The organism is Streptomyces sp. NPDC060027, assembly GCF_042737005.1.
In the GTDB taxonomy this organism is placed as follows: domain Bacteria; phylum Actinomycetota; class Actinomycetes; order Streptomycetales; family Streptomycetaceae; genus Streptomyces.
In genome coordinates this window covers 24,874-47,277 of record NZ_JBHWVI010000046.1, presented here as the reverse complement: position 1 = coordinate 47,277, position 22,404 = coordinate 24,874, and the positions used below count along the sequence as shown (strand labels likewise).

Annotated in this window: 17 protein-coding genes and 1 pseudogene; 10 read left to right on the top strand and 8 right to left on the bottom strand. The window is 71.7% G+C overall.

From position 1 onward, the window contains the following. The 3 genes and pseudogenes from ACFWBT_RS14780 to ACFWBT_RS14770 all read left to right on the top strand — a co-directional run. A pseudogene (locus ACFWBT_RS14780) lies at positions 1-792 on the top strand (hypothetical protein); the annotation flags it as partial. A gap of 203 nt (positions 793-995) precedes the next feature. Further along, positions 996-1,799, top strand: coding sequence for an endonuclease I family protein (locus ACFWBT_RS14775; RefSeq protein WP_385699749.1), 804 nt, complete (start codon positions 996-998; stop codon positions 1,797-1,799). Positions 1,800-1,981: 182 nt separating this feature from the next. Further along, positions 1,982-3,466, top strand: a complete 1,485-nt coding sequence (locus ACFWBT_RS14770) for an FG-GAP-like repeat-containing protein (protein WP_385699747.1) — start codon at positions 1,982-1,984, stop codon at positions 3,464-3,466. 82 nt (positions 3,467-3,548) lie between these two features. Here ACFWBT_RS14770 and ACFWBT_RS14765 read toward each other — a convergent pair whose 3' ends face one another. From ACFWBT_RS14765 to ACFWBT_RS14755, 3 genes are all read right to left on the bottom strand, one after another. Continuing rightward, the gene (locus ACFWBT_RS14765) at positions 3,549-5,234 is read right to left on the bottom strand and encodes a thiamine pyrophosphate-binding protein (protein WP_385699744.1); all 1,686 of its coding nucleotides are present in this window, start codon (positions 5,232-5,234) and stop codon (positions 3,549-3,551) included. Further along, a complete protein-coding gene (speB, locus tag ACFWBT_RS14760) occupies positions 5,231-6,199 on the bottom strand; it encodes an agmatinase (RefSeq protein WP_266759015.1) in 969 nt (322 codons plus the stop codon). Before speB ends, ACFWBT_RS14765 begins: the two co-directional genes overlap by 4 nt. Before the next feature lie 63 nt (positions 6,200-6,262). Then, positions 6,263-7,723 carry a sodium:solute symporter gene (locus tag ACFWBT_RS14755; protein ID WP_385699741.1) on the bottom strand — a complete coding sequence of 487 codons (1,461 nt, stop codon included), beginning with the start codon at positions 7,721-7,723 and terminating at the stop codon, positions 6,263-6,265. Positions 7,724-7,890: 167 nt separating this feature from the next. Here ACFWBT_RS14755 and ACFWBT_RS14750 point away from each other — a divergent pair, with 167 nt between their 5' ends. Both ACFWBT_RS14750 and ACFWBT_RS14745 read left to right on the top strand, forming a co-directional pair. Beyond that, positions 7,891-9,588, top strand: coding sequence for a helix-turn-helix domain-containing protein (locus tag ACFWBT_RS14750; protein WP_385699739.1), 1,698 nt, complete (start codon positions 7,891-7,893; stop codon positions 9,586-9,588). A 208-nt stretch (positions 9,589-9,796) separates the two neighbouring features. After that, positions 9,797-10,585 (top strand): phosphatase, encoded by a 789-nt coding sequence (locus tag ACFWBT_RS14745; protein ID WP_385699736.1) that lies wholly within the window; start codon positions 9,797-9,799, stop codon positions 10,583-10,585. Positions 10,586-10,598: 13 nt separating this feature from the next. Here ACFWBT_RS14745 and ACFWBT_RS14740 read toward each other — a convergent pair whose 3' ends face one another. The 5 genes from ACFWBT_RS14740 to ACFWBT_RS14720 all read right to left on the bottom strand — a co-directional run bounded on the left by ACFWBT_RS14740 (position 10,599) and on the right by ACFWBT_RS14720 (position 15,108). Next, positions 10,599-11,276 (bottom strand): maleylpyruvate isomerase N-terminal domain-containing protein, encoded by a 678-nt coding sequence (locus tag ACFWBT_RS14740; protein ID WP_385699733.1) that lies wholly within the window; start codon positions 11,274-11,276, stop codon positions 10,599-10,601. A gap of 43 nt (positions 11,277-11,319) precedes the next feature. Then, positions 11,320-12,288, bottom strand: coding sequence for a cation diffusion facilitator family transporter (locus ACFWBT_RS14735; protein ID WP_385699730.1), 969 nt, complete (start codon positions 12,286-12,288; stop codon positions 11,320-11,322). A 26-nt stretch (positions 12,289-12,314) separates the two neighbouring features. Further along, a complete protein-coding gene (gene tesB, locus ACFWBT_RS14730; RefSeq protein ID WP_385699727.1) occupies positions 12,315-13,187 on the bottom strand; it encodes an acyl-CoA thioesterase II in 873 nt (290 codons plus the stop codon). Between the two features lie 34 nt (positions 13,188-13,221). Further along, entirely contained in the window at positions 13,222-14,379 is a 1,158-nt protein-coding gene (locus tag ACFWBT_RS14725) for an acyl-CoA dehydrogenase family protein (protein WP_266759029.1), read from the bottom strand. 108 nt (positions 14,380-14,487) lie between these two features. Next, positions 14,488-15,108, bottom strand: coding sequence for a TetR/AcrR family transcriptional regulator (locus ACFWBT_RS14720; protein ID WP_385699724.1), 621 nt, complete (start codon positions 15,106-15,108; stop codon positions 14,488-14,490). Between the two features lie 96 nt (positions 15,109-15,204). On the opposite strand from ACFWBT_RS14720, the gene ACFWBT_RS14715 reads away from it, so the two are divergent. The 5 genes from ACFWBT_RS14715 (at position 15,205) to ACFWBT_RS14695 (ending at position 22,372) form a co-directional block, all read left to right on the top strand. After that, positions 15,205-16,821, top strand: a complete 1,617-nt coding sequence (locus ACFWBT_RS14715; protein WP_385699722.1) for a carboxyl transferase domain-containing protein — start codon at positions 15,205-15,207, stop codon at positions 16,819-16,821. A gap of 8 nt (positions 16,822-16,829) precedes the next feature. Continuing rightward, positions 16,830-18,764, top strand: coding sequence for an acetyl/propionyl/methylcrotonyl-CoA carboxylase subunit alpha (locus ACFWBT_RS14710; RefSeq protein WP_385699720.1), 1,935 nt, complete (start codon positions 16,830-16,832; stop codon positions 18,762-18,764). Further along, the gene (locus ACFWBT_RS14705; RefSeq protein WP_385699718.1) at positions 18,761-19,735 is read left to right on the top strand and encodes a hydroxymethylglutaryl-CoA lyase; all 975 of its coding nucleotides are present in this window, start codon (positions 18,761-18,763) and stop codon (positions 19,733-19,735) included. The genes ACFWBT_RS14710 and ACFWBT_RS14705 overlap by 4 nt, the downstream gene beginning before the upstream one ends. Before the next feature lie 11 nt (positions 19,736-19,746). Continuing rightward, positions 19,747-20,907: an acyl-CoA dehydrogenase family protein gene (locus tag ACFWBT_RS14700; protein WP_356748374.1), complete on the top strand. Its 1,161-nt coding sequence runs from the start codon at positions 19,747-19,749 to the stop codon at positions 20,905-20,907. Positions 20,908-21,322: 415 nt separating this feature from the next. Further along, positions 21,323-22,372, top strand: a complete 1,050-nt coding sequence (locus ACFWBT_RS14695) for an ABC transporter substrate-binding protein (RefSeq protein ID WP_385699716.1) — start codon at positions 21,323-21,325, stop codon at positions 22,370-22,372. The last annotated feature ends 32 nt before the right edge of the window (positions 22,373-22,404 follow it).

Here is a 22,404-nt window from a genome sequence, read left to right as displayed (position 1 = left end):
GGGGGCGGCTTGGGCGGGGCGGCACCGGGCGCCAACGCGCCGGGCGGCCCCACCCCCGCGGGGGGCGGCCCGCCGGGCGGCTTCCCCGGAGGGGGCGAGGCGCCCGGCGGTGGCGGCCAGGCACCCGGCGGGAACGGCGAGCAGCCCCAGGGCGGCTTCCCCGGCGGCGGCCAGGACGCGGGCCAACCGGGCGGCGGGAACGGGGAGTTCCCCGGCGGCGGCCAGACGGAGGGCGGGAACGGCGGCGCCCCGGGCGGTACCGCGGAGGGGCCCGGCGGCGCGGGCGGTGACGGCGGGGGCGGTGGCGGCATGGGCGGGACCACCAGCAGCGCCCTGGCCTCCTATCTGGAGAAGCACCAGGACGGCGCCAAGTGGCTGCTGGCGGTGTCGAATTCGCAGGGCGCGGCGCAGCTGATCGTGAGCACCGGCAAGCCCGTCATCTCCATGTTCGGCTTCACCGGTTCCGACAAGGCGATGACCCTCGCCAAGCTCAAGGAGCTCGTGCGCAAGGGCGAGTTGCACTACATCCAGCTCGGCGGCGGCATGGGCGGCGGAATGGGCGGAAACAACACGCTCAGCTCGCAGATCACCACCTGGGTGGAGAAGAACGGCACGGCGGTTAAGGCGAGCGCGTACGACAAGTCCGCGTCGTCCGACTCCACTTCGGAGTCCGGATCCACTTCGGAGTCCGGGTCCGCATCCGGCGCCGGGTCCGACTCCGGATCGGGGGCGCGGAGTGGCGGCCAGTCGGCCTCGACGCTCTACCGGCTGGACCCGTCCGACGTCGGCTGACCCACCCGCCCGACACCCGGCGGCCCCTGACCACATGTCCGGTCAGGGGTCGCTCGTTCGTTCTGTCATGTCTCGCGTGGACTGCACGAGTTGTTGAATCCCGACACTGAACCGACACCTCCCCTTAACCCCAACTACCTCATGTCCATGTCACCCTCCCGATTACCCGCTCCATTCAACCCGCGTAGAACGGACACCCCACGATGCCCGCCACGCACATACGCCGCTGGAAGACCCTGGCGCTGAGCACCTCCGCGGTCCTCGTCGGCCTCACCCTGCCGACCGTGGCCGCGACCCCCGCGAATGCCACGACGACCGCGTACGACAGCACGTACTACAAGAACGCGGTCGGCAAGACCGGCACGACCCTGAAATCCTCGCTGCACACCATCATCAGCAGCCAGACCAAGATCTCGTACTCCGCGGTCTGGAACGCGCTGAAGGTCACCGACCAGGATCCGAACAACAGCAACAACGTGATCCTGCTGTACAGCGGTGTCTCGCGCAGCAAGTCCCTCAACGGCGGCGACGTCGGCGACTGGAACCGCGAGCACACCTGGGCCAAGTCGCACGGAGACTTCGGCGAGGTGACCGGTCCCGGCACGGATCTGCACCATCTGCGCCCGGCGGACGTCCAGGTCAACAGCATCCGCGGCAATCTGGACTTCGACAACGGCGGCAGCACGGTCACCAACGGGGGCGGCAGCCTCGTCGACTCCGACTCCTTCCAGCCGCGCGCCGCGGACCGGGGCGACGTGGCCCGCATGATCCTCTACATGGCCGTGCGCTACGAGGGCGACGACGGCTTCGCCAACCTGGAACCCAACGAGAAGGTCGGCAACGGCAGCAACCCGTACATGGGCAAGCTCTCCGTTCTCAAGGCGTGGAACGAGGCGGACCCGCCGAGCGCCTTCGAGGAGAAGCGCAACCAGGCCATCTACGACACCTACCAGCACAACCGCAACCCGTTCATCGACCACCCGGAATGGGTGGAAGCGATCTGGTAGGCAGAGTGATCGCCTGAGCTCCCTTTGCAGAAAAGGGAGTTCAGGCGGCTGCCGGGGCCCTCGGGCGCCGGAAGGTGACAAATGAATGGCCTCAGGGCGTACAACCAGTGACGCCCCGCCCGAGTCGCACTCCCTGGACGCGTCGGACCACCGCGTCCCACCGGAACGACGAAAGGCACCCGATGTCCCGAGCACGACGCAGAAGCCGCTCCGCGCGGTTGACCGCGCCCCTGGCCGCCGCCGCGCTGCTGGCCGGAGGGGTCGGCATCTGGGCCCTCACCGGCGCCACCGCCCAGGCCGCCACCGGGTCGGCGGACGCCCAGGACGACTTCAACGGGGACGGCTACGCCGACCTGGTCGTCGGCGCCCCGACCGCGACCGTGTCGAGCAAGGCCCGGGCGGGCTACGTGGCCGTCATGTACGGCTCCGCGGCCGGCCTGTCCGCCTCACACAAGAAGATCGTCAGCCGCTCCACCAGCGGGGTCCCCGGCTCCGCCACCGCGAACCAGCGCTTCGGGTCGTCCTTCACCAGGGCCGACCTGGACAAGGACGGCTACAGCGACCTCGTGATCGCGGGCGGCAAGGAGGGCTCGGTCGTCCTGTGGGGCTCCGCCTCCGGGCTCACCGGGGGCACGGCCCTCGCCGGATACGGCGCCGCGCCGGCGGCCGGCGACTTCGACGGCGACGGCACCACGGACCTCGCCCTGTTCTCCGCGAAGTCCGTCGCCGGCGACGACCCGATACCCACCTCGGCCGCCCTGTGGAAGGGCCCCGTCTCCCGCGCCGGCAAGCCGGCCGCCGTCCTGAACATCCTCGACAGGTCCTCCTGGTGGGGATACGAGGAGAACGACGCCTCCTGTGCCACCGGTCACGGCTGCGAGGAGGACGGCGACACGGTCAGCGGTCCCGTCACCTCCGGCCAGGTCGGCGACATCAACGGCGACGGCCGGGACGACCTCGTCCAGTGGTACTACGCCGGCGACGGACAATGGGGCAACCGGCTGCTGTACGGCAGCCCGTCGGGCTTCAAGCGTGCCGACGCCCCCGGCGGCGGCACGAGCATCACCCTGAACACCGGCGTCGGCGACGTGAACGGCGACGGGTTCGACGACGTCGTCTCCGGTGGCGCCGACTGGTACGACAAGGTGCGGATCGCGTACGGCTCCGCCGCCGGCCTCAGCGATCACGTGCAGACCTTCGACCAGGACCTGGCCGGCTTCCCCGGCGTCCAGGAGGAGGGCGACGAGATCGGTTCGGCCGTCTCGGTCGCCGACGTCACGGGTGACGGCTACGCGGACATCGCGCTCGGCATCGCCGGCGAGGACGTCGCCGGTGTCGTCGACGCCGGCTCGGTCGCCCTCGTCCATGGCGGCCCCTCGGGCGTCACGGGTGCCGGCACGCAGGTCTTCCACCAGGACACCGCCGGTGTGCCCGGCGCCGCCGAGACCGACGACCGGTTCGGCGTGGCCACGGCGCTGCTGGACGTGAACGGCAACGGCCGTCGCGACCTCGCCGCGTCCTCGACCGCGGAGAACGCCTCCGCCGGCGCGGTCTGGGTCCTGCGCGGCACCACGGCCGGCCTGACCACCACGTCCGCCCTCGCGTTCGGCCCGAAGACTCTCTCGGCGCCCTACACGAACGCGCTGTTCGGCTCGTCCCTGCGCTGAGCGGCCTCGCACGACGGAGCGCCGGGGAGTGGGTCGCACCCTCCCCGGCGCTCCCGCGTTCCCGCGGCCGCGTCCTGAGCGGTCAGCCCAGGTGCGTCGGCGCGAACATCCGCAGCAGGGCGGGCAGGACGACCACCGACGGACCGGGGGCGGCCAGGGCCTTGGCCAGGTCCTCCTCCAGCGTCTCGGGGCTCGTGAGGACGCCCGGCACGCCGAACGACTCGGCGAGGGCCACGTAGTCCGGGCGCGACAGCTCCGTGGCGGTCGCCTGGCCGAAGGCGCCGGTCATGTACTCGCGGAGGATGCCGTAGCCGCCGTCGTCCACGATGAGCCAGGTGACCGGGAGGTCGCACTGCTTCGCCGTGGCCAGTTCGGCGATGGAGTACAGCGCGCCGCCGTCGCCGGAGACCGCGAGGACCGGGCGGGAGGGGTCGGCCGCCGCCGCGCCCAGCGCCGCCGGGAAGCCGTAGCCGAGGCCGCCGGCGCCCTGGGCGGAGTGCATGGTGTTGGCGCCGCGCGGGTCGAAGGCCGACCACGCCCAGTACGCCAGGATCGTCATGTCCCAGAAGGACGGCGACGAGTCCGGGAGGGCCCGGCGGACGGACGCCAGCACGTCCTGTTCCAGGGTGAGTTCCTGGCCGGCGATACGGTCCGCGACCCGGGCGAGCACCGAGGTCACACGGTCCGCCGCCGACGGGTCGGGGCGTTCCTCCACCGTCTCCAGGAGCGCGGACAGCGCGAGGCGGGCGTCCGCGTGGATGCCCAGCGCCGGGTGGTTGGACTCCAGCTTGCCGAGGTCGGCCTCGATCTGGATCACCCGGCCGCGGGGCTTGAACGTGTGGTAGTTCGAGGAGAGTTCACCGAGGCCCGAGCCCACCACCAGCAGGACGTCCGCGTCCTCCAGGAAGTCGGTCGTGTACCTGTCCTCCAGCCAGGACTGGAGGGAGAGCGGGTGCTCCCAGGGGAAGGCGCCCTTGCCGCCGAAGGTGGTGACGACCGGCGCGTTCAGCCTCTCGGCGAGCGCGCACAGCTTGCCGGACGCGTCCGACCGGACGACCCCGCCGCCCGCGATGATCGCGGGGCGGGCCGCCGAGGACAGCAAGTGAGAGGCCAGCGCGGTCAGTTCGGGGCGCGGGACCACGTCCTCGGGGGTCGCGTCCATCGCCGTGACCACCGGCAGGCTCGTCTCGGCGAGCAGCACGTCCTGCGGGATCTCCACCCAGACCGGCCCGTGCGGAGCGGTCAGCGCCGACTCCCATGCCGCCGCGATCGCGGAGGGGATCTGGGACTGCGTACGGACCGTGTGGACCGACTTCACCACGCCGCGGAACGAGGCCTGCTGGTCGGGGAGTTCGTGCAGATAGCCGTGGCGGCCGCCGCCCAGCCCCGCGGTCGGGATCTGGCTGCTGATGGCGAGGACGGGCGCCGAGGCGGCGCGCGCCTCCTGGAGCGCGGCGAGCGAGGTCAGCGCCCCGGGGCCGGTGGAGAGCAGCAGCGGCGCGGCCTCGCCGGTGATCCGGCCGTAGGCGTCCGCCGCGAACCCGGCGTTGTTCTCGACGCGCAGGCCGACGTACTGGAGCGAGGAGCGGCGGAGCGCGTCGAACATGCCGAGCGCGTGCTGGCCCGGCAGCCCGAAGACGGTCGTCGCACCGAGACCGGAGAGGGTCTCCACGACCAGGTCTCCGCCGTTGCGGCCGGGGGGCGGGTTGAGCGCGGCCTCCGTCTGTGCCGCCGACGGACGGAGCACCAGGTCGTGGTCGTGGGTCACTTGCTTCGGGCCTCCGCGATCTGGCGGGACATGATGGTGGTCAGTTCGTAGGCGGTGTGGGACGCCGCCACCGCGGTGATCTCGGCGTGGTCGTACGCCGGGGCGACCTCGACCACGTCGGCCGAGACCAGGTTGCAGGACGAGAGGCCGCGCAGGATCTCCAGGAGCTCGCGGGAGGTCATGCCGCCCGCCTCCGGGGTGCCCGTGCCGGGCGCGTGCGCCGGGTCGAGGCAGTCGATGTCGATGGAGATGTAGAGCGGGCGGTCGCCGATGCGCTGGCGCAGCTGGTCGGCGACCTCGTCGGCGCCCCGGCGGTAGACGTCCGCCGAGGTGACGATGCCGAAGCCCATCTTCTCGTCGTCGGTGAGGTCCTGCTTGCCGTACAGCGGGCCGCGGATGCCGACGTGGGAGAGCGCGGAGGTGTCGAGGATGCCCTCCTCGACGGCGCGGCGGAACGGGGTGCCGTGCGTGTACTCGGCGCCGAAGTAGGTGTCCCAGGTGTCGAGGTGCGCGTCGAAGTGGAGCAGCGCGACCGGGCCGTGCTTCTTGGCGACGGAGCGGAGCAGGGGCAGCGCGATGGTGTGGTCGCCGCCCAGGGTCATCAGGCGGGCGCCGGTGCCGAGCAGCTCGTCGGCGGCGGCCTCCACCGTCTCCACGGCCTCGTTGATGTTGAACGGGTTCGCCGCGATGTCACCGGCGTCCGCGACCTGCGCGAGGGCGAACGGGGAGGCGTCCTGCGCCGGGTTGTAGGGGCGCAGCAGCCGGGACGCCTCGCGGATCGCGTTGCCGCCGAAGCGGGCGCCCGGCCGGTACGAGACACCGGAGTCGAACGGCACACCGACCACGGCGACGTCGGTGGTGCCGACCTCGTCGAGGCGCGGCAGCCGGGCGAAGGTCGCGGGGCCGGCGTACCGCGGGATGCGGGACGAGTCGACGGGTCCGCGGGGCGTCTCGTTGCTGCTCATGGGGTATTGCCTTCTTTCCTACGCTTCGTCGCGTATGTACAACTAAGTACAACTAGTACGACTCTACTGGGGAACCGGGACCGGTTCGGACACGGGTTCGGCGACGCGGCCCGCGAGCCGCTCCCGCCAGGCGGCCAGTACCGCGGCGTCGGTCGCCGGCGTGGCCAGCGAGACGATCACGTACGCGGCCAGCGAGAGGAGCAGTCCGTAGTAGACCGGCTCGTTCGCGAGGATGCCGTACGAGGCCATCAGACCGATGACGGCGACACCGCCGACGACGACGGAGGCCAGCGCGCCGTGCACCGTGCCGCGCTTCCACAGCAGACCGCCGAGGATCGGGACGAGCAGGCCGGCGACGAGCAGGTTGTAGGCGACGGTCAGCGCCTCGACGACGTTGTTCAGCGCGATCGCCGTGCCGATCACGGCGATGCCCATGACGAGGATGAAGACGCGGTTGCCCTTGACCTCGTCGTGGTCCTCCGCGTCGCGCTTCACGGCGCCGCGCAGCCGGGACCAGATGTCGTTGTTGGCGACGGTGGCGCAGGCGATCAGGGCGCCGGAGGAGGTGGACATCACAGCGGCGAGGGCCGCGGCGAGCACCAGTCCCCGCACGCCGACCGGGAGTTCGTCCTTGACGATGGTCGCGAAGGCGGTGTCGGCGCTGGGCAGCTTCGGGTACATGACCTTGGCCGCGGTGCCGATGACGGCGCCGGCCACGGCGTAGACCAGGCAGTAGGTACCGGCGACCGTGCCGCCCCACTTGGCGGTCCTGTCACCGCGTGCGGTGAACACGCGCTGCCAGATGTCCTGCCCGATCAGCATGCCGAACGTATAGATCAGCACGTAGGTGAAGATCGTCTCGCCGCCGATGCCCAGCGGGTCGAAGTACTCGGTGGGCAGCTTGGCCTTCATCTCGCTGAACCCGCCGGCCTTGACGACCGCTATGGGCAGGAGCAGGAGCAGCACGCCGACGGTCTTGACCACGAACTGCACCATGTCGGTGAGGGTGATCGACCACATGCCGCCGAGCGTCGAGTACGCGACGACGATGGAGCCGCCGAGGACGATCGCGAGCGTGCGGTTCATGTCGAACAGGACGTCGAAGATCGTGGCGTAGGCGATGGTCGAGGTGACCGCCAGCATCAGGGTGTACGCCCACATGACGACACCGGAGATGACTCCGGCCCGGCCGCCGTAGCGCAGGTCGAGCATCTCGGAGACGGTGTAGACCTTCAGGCGGGCGATGCGGGCGGAGAAGAAGACACTGAGCGCCAGCAGGCCGAGGCCGATGGTGAAGACCATCCAGGCACCGGAGAGCCCGTACTGGTAGCCGAGCCCGACACCGCCGATGGTGGACGCGCCGCCGAGGACGATGGCGGCCATGGTGCCGGAGTACATGACGGGCCCGAGCCTGCGTCCCGCGACGAGGAACTCGCTCTTGGACTTGGCGCGGCGCATGCCCCACCAGCCCATGGCCAGCATGCCGGCCAGATAGACGACGATGACTGCGTAGTCGACGGCCATGGGTCTCCTCGGGGTGCTCTGTGGCGTGTCGTGCGGGGATGTGGGGGTCGAGCCGGCAACTGATCGCGGGGACATCCGCCCGTACCCACGGCTGCCGGTCGGGACCGACACTAGGTGGCCGGAAAGCGGCTGCGAAGTGTACGTTTCATCCATTCGATCCGAACGGGATGGAGGGATCGTCCACCGTGCCGGACCCTCAGTCGCCGTCCGCCCCGGCCGTACCACCGACGCCTCCGGTGCCGCTGTCGGCGCTGCTCGCCCGCGAGGACCTGGCCCTGCGCCTGATCGCCGGGCCGGCGGACCCCGACACGGTGATCCACTGGGCGCACACGTCGGAGATGGCCGACCCCTATCCCTACCTGCTGGGCGGTGAGCTGCTGCTGACGGCGGGGGTCCACGTGCCCGAGACGGCCCGCTCCGGCGGGGACACCCCCGGCTCGAACGAGGCCGAGAGCTCGGCGGACTACTTCGACGGCTATGTCTCCCGCATCGTCGCGGCGGGCGGCGCGGCGCTGGGATTCGGTCTGGCCCCGGTCCACGACACGGTCCCCCGCGCCCTGGTCGCGGCGTGCGACACGTACGGGCTGCCCCTGCTGGAGGTCCCGCCCCAGACGACGTTCTCCGGGGTCGCCCGCGCGGTGTGGCAGCTCATGGCCCAGGCCAGGCTGGCCGAACTCCGCCGGGTGACCGAGGCCCAGCAGAGCCTGGCCGCCGCCGCGGCCCGCCCCGATCCGGTACCGGCGGTGCTCCGGCAACTGGCCCGGCGGGTGGGAGGCTGGGCCGTGCTGTACGGCCCCGAGGGCACGGAGCTGGCCCGGGCCGGAACGCTCCCGCCGACCGGCCTCCCGGCGACGGCACGGCCCACGCCCCCGGCCCACCCCACGCTTGCGGACCGGACGACGGACACGGCCCGCCCTACGGGTACGGCCCACCCGGCGGACACGGCCCACCCGGGGGCCACGGCCCACCCGGCGGACACGGCGTCTCTGGAGGAGGTGCTCGCCGAGCTTGCCGGTGTCGTGCGGCCCGGGGCTGCCGTCCAAGGCCCCAGGCCCGCCTCCGCCACCGACACCGTGGGCGGCGTCCACCTCGCGGCCTACGCCCTCGGCAGCGGGCAGGGCTTCGTCCTGGGGGTCGCCGCGCCGCGCCGCGACCCCGGCGACCACACGATCGCCTCCGTCGCGTCCGTGCTGCTCTCCCTCCTCACCGGGGAGCACCAGAGCGGGAGCGGGGCCGCGCGGTCGGCGGCCCTGGTGCGGCTGCTGCTCGGGGCCGCACCGGAAGCGGTGGCACCGCTGCTCGGCGGTGAGCGGTGGGTGGTCGTGCACGCGCGCCCCGCCGGGGACGGCCCCGCCCCGGACGCCGTCACCGCGTCCGCGCTGGCGGCCGCGCTGGGCTCCGCGCTGGTCGACGTGGGCGGCGCCGTCGTCCGCGTCCTCGTCCCCGGCGACCGCGAGCCCACCGCGCAGCCGGGCTGGACCTGCGGGGTCAGCGCGCCCGCGGGCCCGCACGCGTGGGCGGCCGCCGACACCCAGGCGGCTCGCGCGCTGGCCCGCGCCCGCGCGACCCGGGCACCCCTGGTCCGCCACGGCGACCGGCCCGCGCTCGCGGACCTCGTCCCCCCGGAAGACGCCGAGGCCCACGCCCACGCCCTCCTCGCTCCCGTCGCCGGGACCCCCGCCCTCACCGAGACCCTCCGCACCTGGCTCTCCCTGCACGGCAGTTGGGACCGCACCGCGGTGGCCCTCTCGGTCCACCGCAACACCGTCCGCCAACGCATCGCCCGCTGTGCGGCGTTGCTGGGCACGGACCTCGACGACCCCGACGTACGGATGGAGTTGTGGTTCGCGCTCAGGGACGACTGAGCCGAAGACCCGGGATCAGGTGTCGCGACGAGGTGCCGGTCCAGGCCTCCGCGCCGCCGGAGACCGCCGTTCCGCCCGGGGCGGGCACGGAGACGACCGCCCGTCGGCCGTCTCCGCCGCGCCCCGGGTCCCGCACACCCGAGTGACGCACATCCCAGCGACCGGGACAGCCGCGCCCTCGGCGGGAACGCACCGGCACAATGGGCGTATGCCGATACCCGGGACTCCCAGCCGCGCCGAACTTGTCGACCATCTCGTGAAGACCCGTATCGCGGGCGATGTCGCCACGCCCCGCGAGAACAACCTCTCCCACTACCGCAAGCTGGCGAACGGCGAGCGCAACTGGTGGCTCGGCCTGGAACTCGGCGACCGCTGGACCGACGAGCAGGACGTGCTCGCGGTGATGGCGGAGCGGGTCGGCGTGAACGACGACCCGGAGTACCGGTACGGCCAGGACACCATCGACCCCGAGCTGACCGTGGACGCGCTGGACCGCCTGGCGGCCCGGCTGCGCAAGGCGGCCGAGGACCGGCAGCGGGTGCTGTTCGCGACCGGCCACCCCGGCGGTCTGCTGGACGTGCACCGTGCCACGGCCGCCGCCCTGCGCGCCGCCGGCTGCGAGATCGTGGTGATCCCGGACGGGCTGCAGACGGACGAGGGCTATGTCATGCAGTTCGCGGACGTGGCGGTCCTGGAGCACGGCGCCACGCTGTGGCACACGCACTCGGGCGAGCCGATGCGCGCGATCCTCACCGGCCTGGAGCGCGCGGGGCGCCCGCTGCCCGATCTGGTCGTGGCCGACCACGGCTGGGCCGGCTACGCGGGCCGGCACGGTCTGGACTCCGTCGGCTACGCCGACTGCAACGACCCGGCCCTCTTCCTCGCCGAGTCGGAGGGCACGCTCCAGGTCGTGGTCCCGCTCGACGACCACGTCATCAGCCCGCGCCACTACGACCCGATGACGGCGTACCTGCTCGACGCGGCGGGCCTGGCCTGAGCCCCGGCGGCGCCTAGATCCCGGCGATCGATCCGGGGGCGCGTTCGGCGCGTGCGAGTCCCCGGATCACCTGGAGCGGCCCGTGCCGCCGGACCGCGAGGCGGGCGAGCAGGTCGACCACCGGCGCGGTCACCCGCTCGGGGAAGTCCGGTGCCGGCAGGCCCACGCTGTACGCCAAGTCGTCCGCGTGCACGACGAGTTCCATCAGCCGGGTGAGCAGGAAGTCGTCGAGGTCGAGGGACCAGTCGCCCCAGGACGGCATCCGGACGGGCCGTACGGCGGGGGTCCCGTGCAGCTCGGTCCGCAGCCGTTCGACGGCCTCCCGGGCCCGTTCCACGAGCACCTCGTGGCCGTCCGCCGCCGTGGCCTCTCCGCCGCGCCGGATACGGACGCTGACCGCGCCGTCGACGCCGGCGTCGAGCCAGGTCACCCGCTCCAGGTAGTACTCCCGCAGCGACACCACCGGCTCCACCGGAACCGGCCGTGTCAGCAGGTCCGGCAGGGCGAGTTCCGGCCAGACGGTGTGCCCCGCCAGCCCCTGGACACTGAAGTCCCGCAGCGCGCTGGGCTTTTCCCAGGCGGCGGCGACGGCGGGTTCGGCGAGCAGCCCGACGACCGTGCCCGCGGTCTCCAGGAAGACTTCCCGGACGCGTGTCCCGCGCCCGCTCCACGACTCATCCGTATAGGTCATGACCGCCATCCAACCCGCGGCGCCGGACCGCCTCAACCGCCTTTCACGGCCAGGGATTCAACCCCTCGTCCCGCCGCTGGGCGTACCCCGGCGTGGGGTCCAGATACACCCTGCTCACCGAGGGGAACACCGCCCGGAGCCGGTCCTCGGCCTGTTCGCAGGCCCACTCGATCTGGGCCGCGGTCGAGGCGTCCCGGAAGTCGACCTTGGCGGCGATGAGCGCCTCGCGCGGTCCCTGCATGAGCGTGATCAGTTCCAGTACGGCCTCCACGTGCTCCACCGCCAGCAGCTCCGCCCGGATCCGCTCCCGCATCGGCTTGGGCAGCGGCCGTCCGATCAGCAGCTCCGCGTTGGAACGGCCCAGCACCCAGGCGACGTAGAGCAGCAGGAGCCCGATGAGCAGCGAGGCGACGCCGTCCCAGACGCCCGATCCGGTGAGCTGTCCGCCGAGCAGGCCGCCCGCCGCGAAGACCAGTCCGACCAGGGCCGCCGAGTCCTCCATGACGACGGCCTTGACGGCGGTGTCGGGCGTGCGCCGGAGGTACGTCCTGAAGGAGGCGTCGACGCGGGCGGCCTCGCCGCGTGCCTGCCGCAGTCCCGTCCGCAGGGAGAAGCCCTCCAGGAGGAAGGCGACGGCCAGCACGATGTACGACACGAGCGGGTCGCCGAGTTCCTCCCCCGCCACCAGGGTGTGGATGCCGTCGTAGATCGAGAAGACCGCGCCGCCGACGAAGGTGGCGACGGCCGCGAGCAGAGCCCAGATGTAGCGCTCGGGGCCGTAGCCCAGCGGATGGTCCTCGTCGGCGGGTTTCTCGCTGCGTTTGAGCGCGGTGAGCAGGAGCAGCTCCGTGACGGTGTCGGCGACGGAGTGGGCGGCCTCCGACAGCATGGCGCTGGATCCGCTGATGACACCGGCGACCGCCTTGGCGAGGGCGATCCCGAGATTGGCGACGGCGGCGACGATCACCGTGAAGACGCTCTCGCCGCCGCCGTCCTGCGCTGTGTCGGTCATGCCTCAGTCTTACCGAGGAAGGCCGCCTAGCGCGGGACGCGGACCACGCCCTCCTGGATCACCGAGATGGCCAGCTTGCCGTCCTGGGTGTAGATCCGGGCCTGGCCGAGGCCGCGGCCTCCCGACGCCGACGGCGACTCCTGGTCGTAGAGCAGCCATTCGTCGGCGCGGAACGGGCGGTGGAACCACATCGCGTGGTCGAGCGAGGCCCCGACGACGTCGCCGGTCACCCAGCCGCCGCGCCCGTGGGCGAGCAGGATGGAGTCGAGGAGCGTCATGTCCGAGACGTACGTCGCGAGGACGACGTGCAGCAGGGGGTCGTCCGCGAGCTTGCCGTTGGTGCGGAACCACACCTGGGAGCGCGGCTCGCGGGCCTCGCCGACCGTGCCGTACGGCGGCGCGTCGACATAGCGCAGGTCGACGGACTCCCGGGCCTCCAGGATGCGCTCCACGACGTCGGCGTCGGTGAAGACGTCGGCGTACAGCGGGAGCAGCTCGGCGGCCGTGGGCAGCGTCTCCGGGTCGGGCGCGGGCGGCATCGGGGCCTGGTGCTCCATGCCCTCCTCGTACGTCTGGAAGGACGCGGAGAGATGGAAGATCGGCTGTCCGTGCTGGACCGCGACCACCCGGCGGGTCGTGAAGGACCGGCCGTCGCGGATGCGGTCCACGGAGTACACGATCGGTGCGCCGGGGTCCCCCACCCGCAGGAAGTACGCGTGCAGGGAGTGGGCGAGCCGGTCCTCGGGGACCGTCCGCCCGGCGGCGACCAGTGCCTGCGCCGCCACCTGTCCGCCGAAGACGCGCGGAACGACGGCGGACCGGGACTGGCCGCGGAAGATGTTCTCCTCGATCCGCTCGAGGTCGAGCAGATCGAGGAGAGACTCAAGTGCCTCACTCATGGGGCAGTTGTACCGTGCAGTCTTTTCGCGGACCTTACAGGCCCATGTCCTTGGCGATGATCGTCTTCATGATCTCGCTGGTACCGCCGTAGATGCGGTTGACGCGGTTGTCCGCGTACAGGCGCGCGATCGGGTACTCGTTCATGAAGCCGTAGCCGCCGTGCAGCTGGAGGCAGCGGTCGATGACGCGGTGCGCGACCTCGGTGCAGAACAGCTTGGCGCTGGCGGCCTCGGCCGGCGTCAGCTCACCCGCGTCGAGGGCCTCCAGGGCGCGGTCGGCGACGGCCTCGGCCGCGTCCACCTCGGCCTGGCAGGCGGCCAGCTCGAACTTGGTGTTCTGGAAGGACGCGACGGTCTTGCCGAAGACGGTGCGCTCCTGGACGTACTCCTTGGCGAACCGGACGGCGGCCTTGGCCTGCGCGTAGGCGCCGAAGGCGATGCCCCAGCGCTCGGAGGCGAGGTTGTGGCCGAGGTAGTAGAAGCCCTTGTTCTCCTCGCCGAGCAGGTCCTCGACGGGCACCTTCACGTCGACGAACGCCAGCTCGGCGGTGTCGGAGGTCTTCAGGCCGAGCTTGTCGAGCTTACGGCCGATGGAGTAGCCCTCGGCCTTGGTGTCCACGGCGAAGAGGGAGATGCCGAAGCGGCGGTCCTCGGCGGTGGGCGCGGAGGTGCGGGCGCAGACGATCACGCGGTCGGCGTGGACGCCACCGGTGATGAAGGTCTTGGAGCCGTTGAGGACGTAGTGCGTGCCGTCCTCGGAGAGCTTGGCGGTGGTCTTCATGCCCGCGAGGTCGGAGCCGGTGCCCGGCTCGGTCATCGCGAGGGCCCACATCTCCTCGCCGGAGACGAACTTCGGCAGGAAGCGCTTCTTCTGCTCGTCGGTGGCGAGCGACTTGATGTAGGGCAGGCCGAGCAGCACGTGCACACCGGAGCCGCCGAACTGGACACCGGCGCGCGAGGTCTCCTCGTACATCACGGCTTCGAACTTGTACGAGTCGATGCCGGCGCCGCCGAACTCCTCGTCCACGCGGATGCCGAAGACGCCGAGCTCGGCGAGCTTGTAGTAGAAGTCGCGCGGCGCCTGGCCGGCGGCGAACCACTCGTCGTAGACCGGGACGACCTCGGCCTCGATGAAGGCGCGCAGGGTCTCCCGGAACGCCTCGTGGTCCTCGTTGAACACAGTACGGCGCACCGCCGCCACCTCCGCCTGATTGCCTGGGTCATTTCTAAGCGCTTGCTCAGATACGAGGTTACCCGCCGGTCACGAGCGCCGTCCAGAGGTCGCCCCCCGAGACGCTCGTCACGCCCCGGGAGCCGCGGGGGCCTCAGGGGCCGCGGCCGCCGCGCCGAACGCCCCCCGCGCCATCCGGTGCAGCAGCTCGGCGGTCCCCGCGCGCCCCGGGAGCGCGCCCGGCCGCCCCAGGTGAGGGGTCGAGTTCAGCAGGCCGAAGACCGAGTGCACGGCCGACCGGGCGGCCGGCTCCGTCAGCTCCGGGTACACCTCGCGGACCACCTCCACCCACAGCTCGACGTACTGCCGCTGAAGCTGCCGCACGAGCTTGCGGTCACTGTCCCGGAGGCGGTCCAGCTCGCGGTCGTGCAGGGTGATCAGGGGGCGGTCGTCGAGCGCGAAGTCGATGTGCCCCTCGATGAGCGAGTCGAGGAGCGCCTCCGCGCCCCCTCCGGCCTCCGCCACCCTGCGCTTGCCGCCCGTGAGCAGCTGCCCGCTGATCCCCACCAGCAGCTCGGCGAGCATCGCGTCCTTGCCCGCGAAGTGCCGGTAGAGCCCGGGGCCGCTGATGCCGACCGCCGCTCCTATCTCATCAACTCCCACACCGTGGAAGCCGCGCTCGGCGAAGAGCCGGGCGGCTTCCTTGAGGATCTGCTCGCGGCGGGTGGGGGCGTCGGTTCTGGTGGCCATGAAAACAATTCTAGACAGGGAGGTTAGCGGTCGTTAACCTGAAGGAAATGCGTTAACGCTCATTAACTGGTCGACCACTGGTGAGGGGACCGCAGGATGCAAGAGGCACCGGAGCTGACGAGCGCGGCAGATCCCGCGTCGGAGGCCTGGAGGGCCAACGAGGCGGCACACCGCGCGCTGGGCGAGGAGCTGCGCCAGAAGCTGGCCGCGGCGCGGCTCGGCGGCGGCGAGAAGGCACGCGCGCGGCACACCGCGCGCGGAAAGCTGCTGCCCCGCGACCGTGTGGACACCCTCCTCGACCCCGGCTCCCCGTTCCTGGAGCTGGCGCCGCTCGCCGCCGACGGGATGTACGACGGAGCGGCCCCGGCCGCCGGCGTCATCGCCGGGATCGGCCGGGTCAGCGGGCGCGAGTGCGTGGTCGTCGCCAACGACGCCACCGTCAAGGGCGGCACCTACTACCCGATGACGGTGAAGAAGCACCTGCGCGCCCAGGAGGTCGCGCTGGAGAACCGTCTGCCCTGTATCTATCTCGTCGACTCCGGAGGCGCCTTCCTGCCCATGCAGGACGAGGTGTTCCCCGACCGCGAGCACTTCGGGCGGATCTTCTACAACCAGGCGCGGATGTCCGGCGCCGGGATCCCGCAGATCGCGGCCGTCCTCGGCTCGTGCACGGCGGGCGGCGCCTACGTACCGGCGATGAGCGACGAGGCCGTGATCGTGCGCGGTCAGGGCACGATCTTCCTCGGCGGTCCGCCGCTGGTGAAGGCCGCCACCGGCGAGGTCGTCACGGCCGAGGAGCTGGGCGGCGGCGAGGTCCACTCCCGCGTGTCGGGCGTCACCGACCATCTCGCGGAGGACGACGCGCACGCGCTGCGGATCGTCCGGAACATCGCGGCCACCCTCCCCGCGCGCGGGGAGCTGCCCTGGTCCGTGGAGCCGTCGGCCGAGCCCAAGGTGGACCCGTACGGGCTGTACGGCGCGGTGCCGGTCGACTCCCGCACCCCCTACGACGTGCGCGAGGTCATCGCGCGCGTGGTCGACGGTTCGCGCTTCGCCGAGTTCAAGGCCGAGTTCGGGCAGACCCTGGTCACCGGCTTCGCGCGGATCCACGGACACCCGGTCGGGATCGTCGCCAACAACGGCATCCTGTTCTCCGAGTCGGCCCAGAAGGGCGCCCACTTCATCGAGCTGTGCGACCAGCGCGGCATCCCGCTGGTGTTCCTGCAGAACATCTCCGGGTTCATGGTGGGCCGCCAGTACGAGGCCGGCGGCATCGCCAAGCACGGCGCGAAGATGGTGACGGCCGTCGCCTGCACCCGCGTGCCGAAGCTGACCGTCGTGATCGGCGGCTCGTACGGCGCGGGCAACTACTCGATGTGCGGCAGGGCGTATTCGCCGCGCTTCCTGTGGATGTGGCCGGGGGCCAAGATCTCCGTGATGGGCGGCGAGCAGGCCTCCTCGGTCCTCGCGACCGTCAAGCGCGACCAGATCGAGGCGCGCGGCGAGTCCTGGCCCGCCGCGGACGAAGAGGACTTCAAGGCGCCGATCCGGCAGCAGTACGAGCGGCAGGGGAACGCCTACTACGCGACGGCCCGGCTGTGGGACGACGGAGTCATCGACCCGATGGAGACCCGGCAGGTCCTCGGACTCGCCTTGACCGCCTGCGCCAACGCGCCCCTGGGTGACCCCCAGTTCGGCGTCTTCCGGATGTGAGGGGACCCATGTTTGACACGGTGCTTGTGGCCAACCGGGGCGAGATCGCCGTACGCGTCATCCGTACCCTGCGCGCGCTCGGCGTGCGCTCGGTGGCCGTCTTCTCGGACGCGGACGCCGACGCCCGGCACGTCCGGGAGGCCGACACGGCCGTACGGATCGGACCGGCACCCGCGTCGGAGAGCTATCTGTCGGTGGAGCGGCTGCTGGAGGCCGCGGCCAGGACCGGCGCCCAGGCGGTGCACCCGGGCTACGGCTTCCTCGCCGAGAACGCCGCCTTCGCGCGGGCCTGCGCGGAGGCCGGACTGGTCTTCATCGGCCCGTCCGCCGAGGCGATCTCCCTGATGGGCGACAAGATCCGCGCCAAGGAGACGGTGAAGGCGGCCGGAGTTCCGGTCGTCCCCGGCTCCTCGGGCAGCGGCCTGACGGACGCGGAGCTGATCGCCGCCGCCCGCGAGATCGGCGTGCCGGTGCTCCTGAAGCCGAGCGCCGGCGGCGGCGGCAAGGGCATGCGCCTGGTGCGGGACACCGCCCTCCTGGCCGACGAGATCGCCGCCGCCCGGCGCGAGGCGCGGGCCTCCTTCGGCGACGACACGCTTCTCGTCGAGCGCTGGGTCGACCGGCCCCGGCACATCGAGATCCAGGTCCTCGCGGACGGGCACGGCAACGTCGTGCACCTGGGCGAGCGCGAGTGCTCCCTCCAGCGCCGCCACCAGAAGATCATCGAGGAGGCGCCCAGCGTGCTCCTCGACCCCGCCACCCGGGCCGCGATGGGTGAGGCGGCCGTCCAGGCGGCCCGCTCCTGCGGCTACCGGGGCGCGGGCACGGTGGAGTTCATCGTCCCCGGCGGCGACCCGTCGTCGTACTACTTCATGGAGATGAACACCCGCCTCCAGGTGGAGCACCCGGTCACCGAACTCGTCACGGGCCTCGACCTCGTCGAGTGGCAGCTGCGGGTCGCCGCCGGCGAGCACCTGCCCTACGAACAGGACGACATCACCCTCACCGGGCACGCGGTGGAGGCCCGCATCTGCGCCGAGGACCCGTCGCGCGGCTTCCTCCCCTCCGGGGGCACCGTCCTCTCCCTGCGCGAGCCGCAGGGCGACGGGGTGCGCACCGACTCGGGCCTCTCGGAGGGCACCGAGGTCGGCAGCCTCTACGACCCGATGCTCTCCAAGGTCATCGCGTACGGCCCCGACCGCCCGACGGCACTGCGCCGGCTCCGGGCCGCCCTCGCCGACACGGTCACCCTGGGCGTCCAGACGAACGCGGGCTTCCTGCGCCGTCTGCTCGCCCACCCGGACGTGGTGGCGGGCGACCTGGACACCGGCCTGGTCGAGCGGGAGGCGGCCGGTCTGGTCCCGGCGGAGGTGCCGGAGGAGGTGTACGAGGCGGCGGCGGCCGTCCGGCTCGCCGGGCTGGCTCCGGCGGGCGAGGGCTGGACCGACCCGTTCTCCGTGCCGAGCGGATGGCGGCTCGGCGGCACACCCAGACCGGTGGGCTTCTCCCTGCGGGTCCTCGACCCCGTGGAGTACACCCCGCGCGGCACCCACACGGTCACCGCCGACCGGGTCGCGGTGACCCTCGACGGGGTGCGCCACACCTTCCACCGCGCCGCCGACTGGATCGGCCGCGACGGCGACGCCTGGCATGTGCGCGATCACGACCCGGTGGCCGCGTCGCTCACCGGCTCCGCGCACGCCGGTGCCGATTCCCTGACCGCCCCCATGCCGGGCACGGTGACCGTCGTGAAGGTCGCCGTCGGCGACGAGGTGACCGCCGGACAGAGCCTGCTGGTGGTCGAGGCGATGAAGATGGAGCACGTCATCTCCGCGCCGCACGCCGGAACGGTCAGCGAGCTGGACGTCACGCCGGGCACGACGGTCGCCATGGACCAGATCCTGGCGGTCATCACCCCCGTGGAGGAGGCGGAGACGGCATGAGCACTTCCCAACTGGGCCTGCCGATGGCCGTACCGGCCCAGGCTGTACCGGTCCAGAACCTGCCCGCCCGGGTGCGGATCTACGAGGTCGGCGCGCGCGACGGGCTGCAGAACGAGAAGGGGACCGTCCCGACCGAGGTCAAGGCGGAGTTCATCCGGCGCCTCGCGGACTCGGGGCTGACCACGATCGAGGCGACCAGCTTCGTCCACCCCAGGTGGGTTCCCCAACTGGCCGACGCGGAGCAGCTGTTCCCGCAGGTGGCCGACCTGCCGGTGGCCCTTCCGGTGCTGGTCCCGAACGAACGCGGGCTGGAGCGGGCGCTGGCGCTCGGCGCCCGGCACGTGGCCGTCTTCGCCAGCGCGACGGAGTCCTTCGCCAAGGCCAACCTCAACCGGACGGTCGACGAGTCGCTCGCCATGTTCGAGCCGGTGGTGAACCGCGCCAAGGCCGCGGACCTCACGGTCCGCGGCTACATCTCGATGTGCTTCGGAGACCCCTGGGAGGGCCCGGTCCCGGTCCATCAGGTCGTCCGCGTCTGCAAGGCGCTGATGGACATGGGCTGTGACGAGCTGAGCCTCGGCGACACGATCGGCGTGGCGACGCCGGGCCATGTGCAGGCCCTGCTCGCCGAACTGAACGAGGAGGGCGTGCCCACCGGCGCGCTCGGCGTGCACTTCCACGACACCTACGGCCAGGCGCTCTCCAACACCCTGGCCGCCCTCCAGCACGGCGTCAGCACCGTCGACGCCTCCGCGGGCGGCCTCGGCGGCTGCCCGTACGCGAAGTCCGCGACCGGCAACCTCGCCACGGAAGACCTCGTATGGATGCTCCAGGGCCTCGGTATCGACACCGGGGTCGACCTCGGCCGCCTCACCGCCACGAGCGTGTGGATGGCCGGACAACTGGGCCGACCCAGCCCGTCCCGCACCGTCAAAGCACTCGGTAAAACGACTCAGTCCCACCAGGAGTGATCCGCATGTCCCTGGACCACCGACTCTCCCCCGAACTCGAAGAACTCCGCCGTACGGTCGAGGAGTTCGCCCATGACGTCGTGGCGCCGAAGATCGGCGACTTCTACGAGCGGCACGAATTCCCGTACGAGATCGTGCGGGAGATGGGCCGCATGGGCCTGTTCGGGCTGCCGTTCCCGGAGGAGTACGGCGGCATGGGCGGCGACTATCTCGCCCTCGGCATCGCCCTGGAGGAGCTGGCCCGGGTCGACTCCTCCGTGGCCATCACCCTGGAGGCGGGCGTCTCGCTGGGCGCCATGCCCATCCATCTCTTCGGCACGGACGCCCAGAAGGCCGAGTGGCTGCCCCGGCTGTGTTCCGGGGAGATCCTGGGCGCCTTCGGCCTGACCGAGCCGGACGGCGGCTCGGACGCGGGCGCGACCCGTACGACGGCCCGCCTCGACCCCGAGACGAACGAGTGGGTCATCAACGGCAGCAAGTGCTTCATCACCAACTCCGGCACGGACATCACCGGTCTGGTGACGGTCACCGCGGTCACCGGCCGCAAGCCCGACGGCAAGCCGCTGATCTCCGCGATCATCGTCCCCTCGGGCACCCCCGGCTTCACGGTCGCCGCCCCGTACTCGAAGGTCGGCTGGAACGCCTCCGACACCCGTGAGCTGTCCTTCTCGGACGTCCGCGTCCCGGCGGCCAACCTGCTCGGCGAGGAGGGCCGCGGCTACGCGCAGTTCCTGCGCATCCTGGACGAGGGCCGCATCGCCATCGCCGCGCTGGCCACGGGTCTCGCGCAGGGCTGTGTCGACGAGTCGGTCAAGTACGCCAAGGAGCGGCACGCGTTCGGGCGTCCGATCGGCGCCAACCAGGCCATCCAGTTCAAGATCGCCGACATGGAGATGAAGGCCCACATGGCCCGCGTCGGCTGGCGCGACGCGGCGTCCCGCCTCGTGGCGGGCGAGCCCTTCAAGAAGGAGGCGGCGGTCGCCAAGCTCTACTCCTCCACGATCGCCGTCGACAACGCCCGCGACGCCACCCAGGTCCACGGCGGCTACGGCTTCATGAACGAGTACCCGGTCGCCCGCATGTGGCGCGACTCCAAGATCCTGGAGATCGGCGAGGGCACGAGTGAGGTCCAGCGGATGCTGATCGCCCGGGAGTTGGGGCTCACGGGCTGATCCTTCGGGCAGAGCCGGAACACCGCGCCACCGCCGGGCACCGCCCGGCGGTGGCCGCGGCGTGTCCGGCGCTCCACTCCCACCCAAGATCCCTGGCGATCCGTCGACAGCTACCGCGCCGGGATCCAGGAGACCGTCGGACAACCGGGTCACGGGCCGCCGGGTGGTCACCGGGGGCGAGGCCCGGCCGGCCGTCGCCTCGCCGAACCGGTCTGCAGGAGCAGGCGAGTTGATGTCCGCGGTTCCGGGTCCGAGCCGGGAGCCGCGGCGTCGGCGCATCTCCGCAGACCAGGGGCGGTCCGCGATGCCGATCCCGGTGCACCCCCACCCGCTGGACAAGTGATGAGGTTAGGCTAACCTACCTTCGAACTTGTCCGGCGGGCGCTCCCGCCCCGTGCCGAAAGCAGCCACACTCATGCCCAACGCCCGTGCCACTCACCTCACCCGTCGCGGCATCCTCGCCGCGGGCGGCGCCCTCGGCCTCGGTGCCGTCCTCGCCGCCTGCGGCGACGAGGACGCCTCGAAAAACGGTGGCTCGGACTCGACGAAGGCCGCCGAGAAGTCCGGCCCGTGGACCTTCAAGGACGACCGCGGCACGACGGTGAAGCTGGACAAGACCCCGGCGAACATCGTCGCCTTCACCGGCGCCGCCGCCGCGCTGTTCGACTACGGCATCGAGGTCAAGGGTGTGTTCGGCCCGACCAGGACCAAGGACGGCAAGGCCGATGTCCAGGCCGGCGACATGGACATCAGCAAGCTGACGATCCTCGGCAACGAGTGGGGCCAGTTCAACATCGAGAAGTACGCGGGCCTCGCGCCCGACGTCCTGGTCTCGACGATGTTCGACAACGCGGGCACCCTCTGGTACGTCCCCGAGGAGTCCAAGGACAAGATCCTCAAGCTGGCCCCGAGCGTCGGCGTCTCCGTCTTCGACATCCAGATGCCCAAGCCCCTGCAGCGGATGCTCGACCTGGCCGAGTCCCTCGGCGCCGACGTGAAGTCCGCGAAGATCGTCGAGGCGAAGAAGAAGTTCGAGACGGCCGCCGAGCGTCTGCGCAAGGCCGCCAAGGCCCGCCCGGAGATCAAGGTCCTCGCCGGCAGCGCGAGCCAGGACATCTTCTACGTCTCCGGCTCCAACTTCTCCATCGACCTGGAGTACTTCAAGGCGCTCGGCGTGAACATCGTCGAGCCCTCCGCCAAGGCCCTGAAGGCCAGCGGTGGCTGGTTCGAGAACCTGAGCTGGGAGAACGTCGACAAGTACGCGGCCGACGTCATCATCATGGACGACCGCTCCTCGACCATCCAGCCGGCCGACATCACCGAGGCCACCTGGAAGAAGCTGCCCGCCGTCAAGGCCGGCCAGGTCATCGCCCGGACGCCCGAGCCGATCCTGTCGTACGACAAGTGCACCCCGATCCTCGACAAGCTCGCCGAGGCCATCGAGAACGCGAAGAAGGTCGCCTGACACCCCCTCCGTGACCGCCTGACGATGACTCA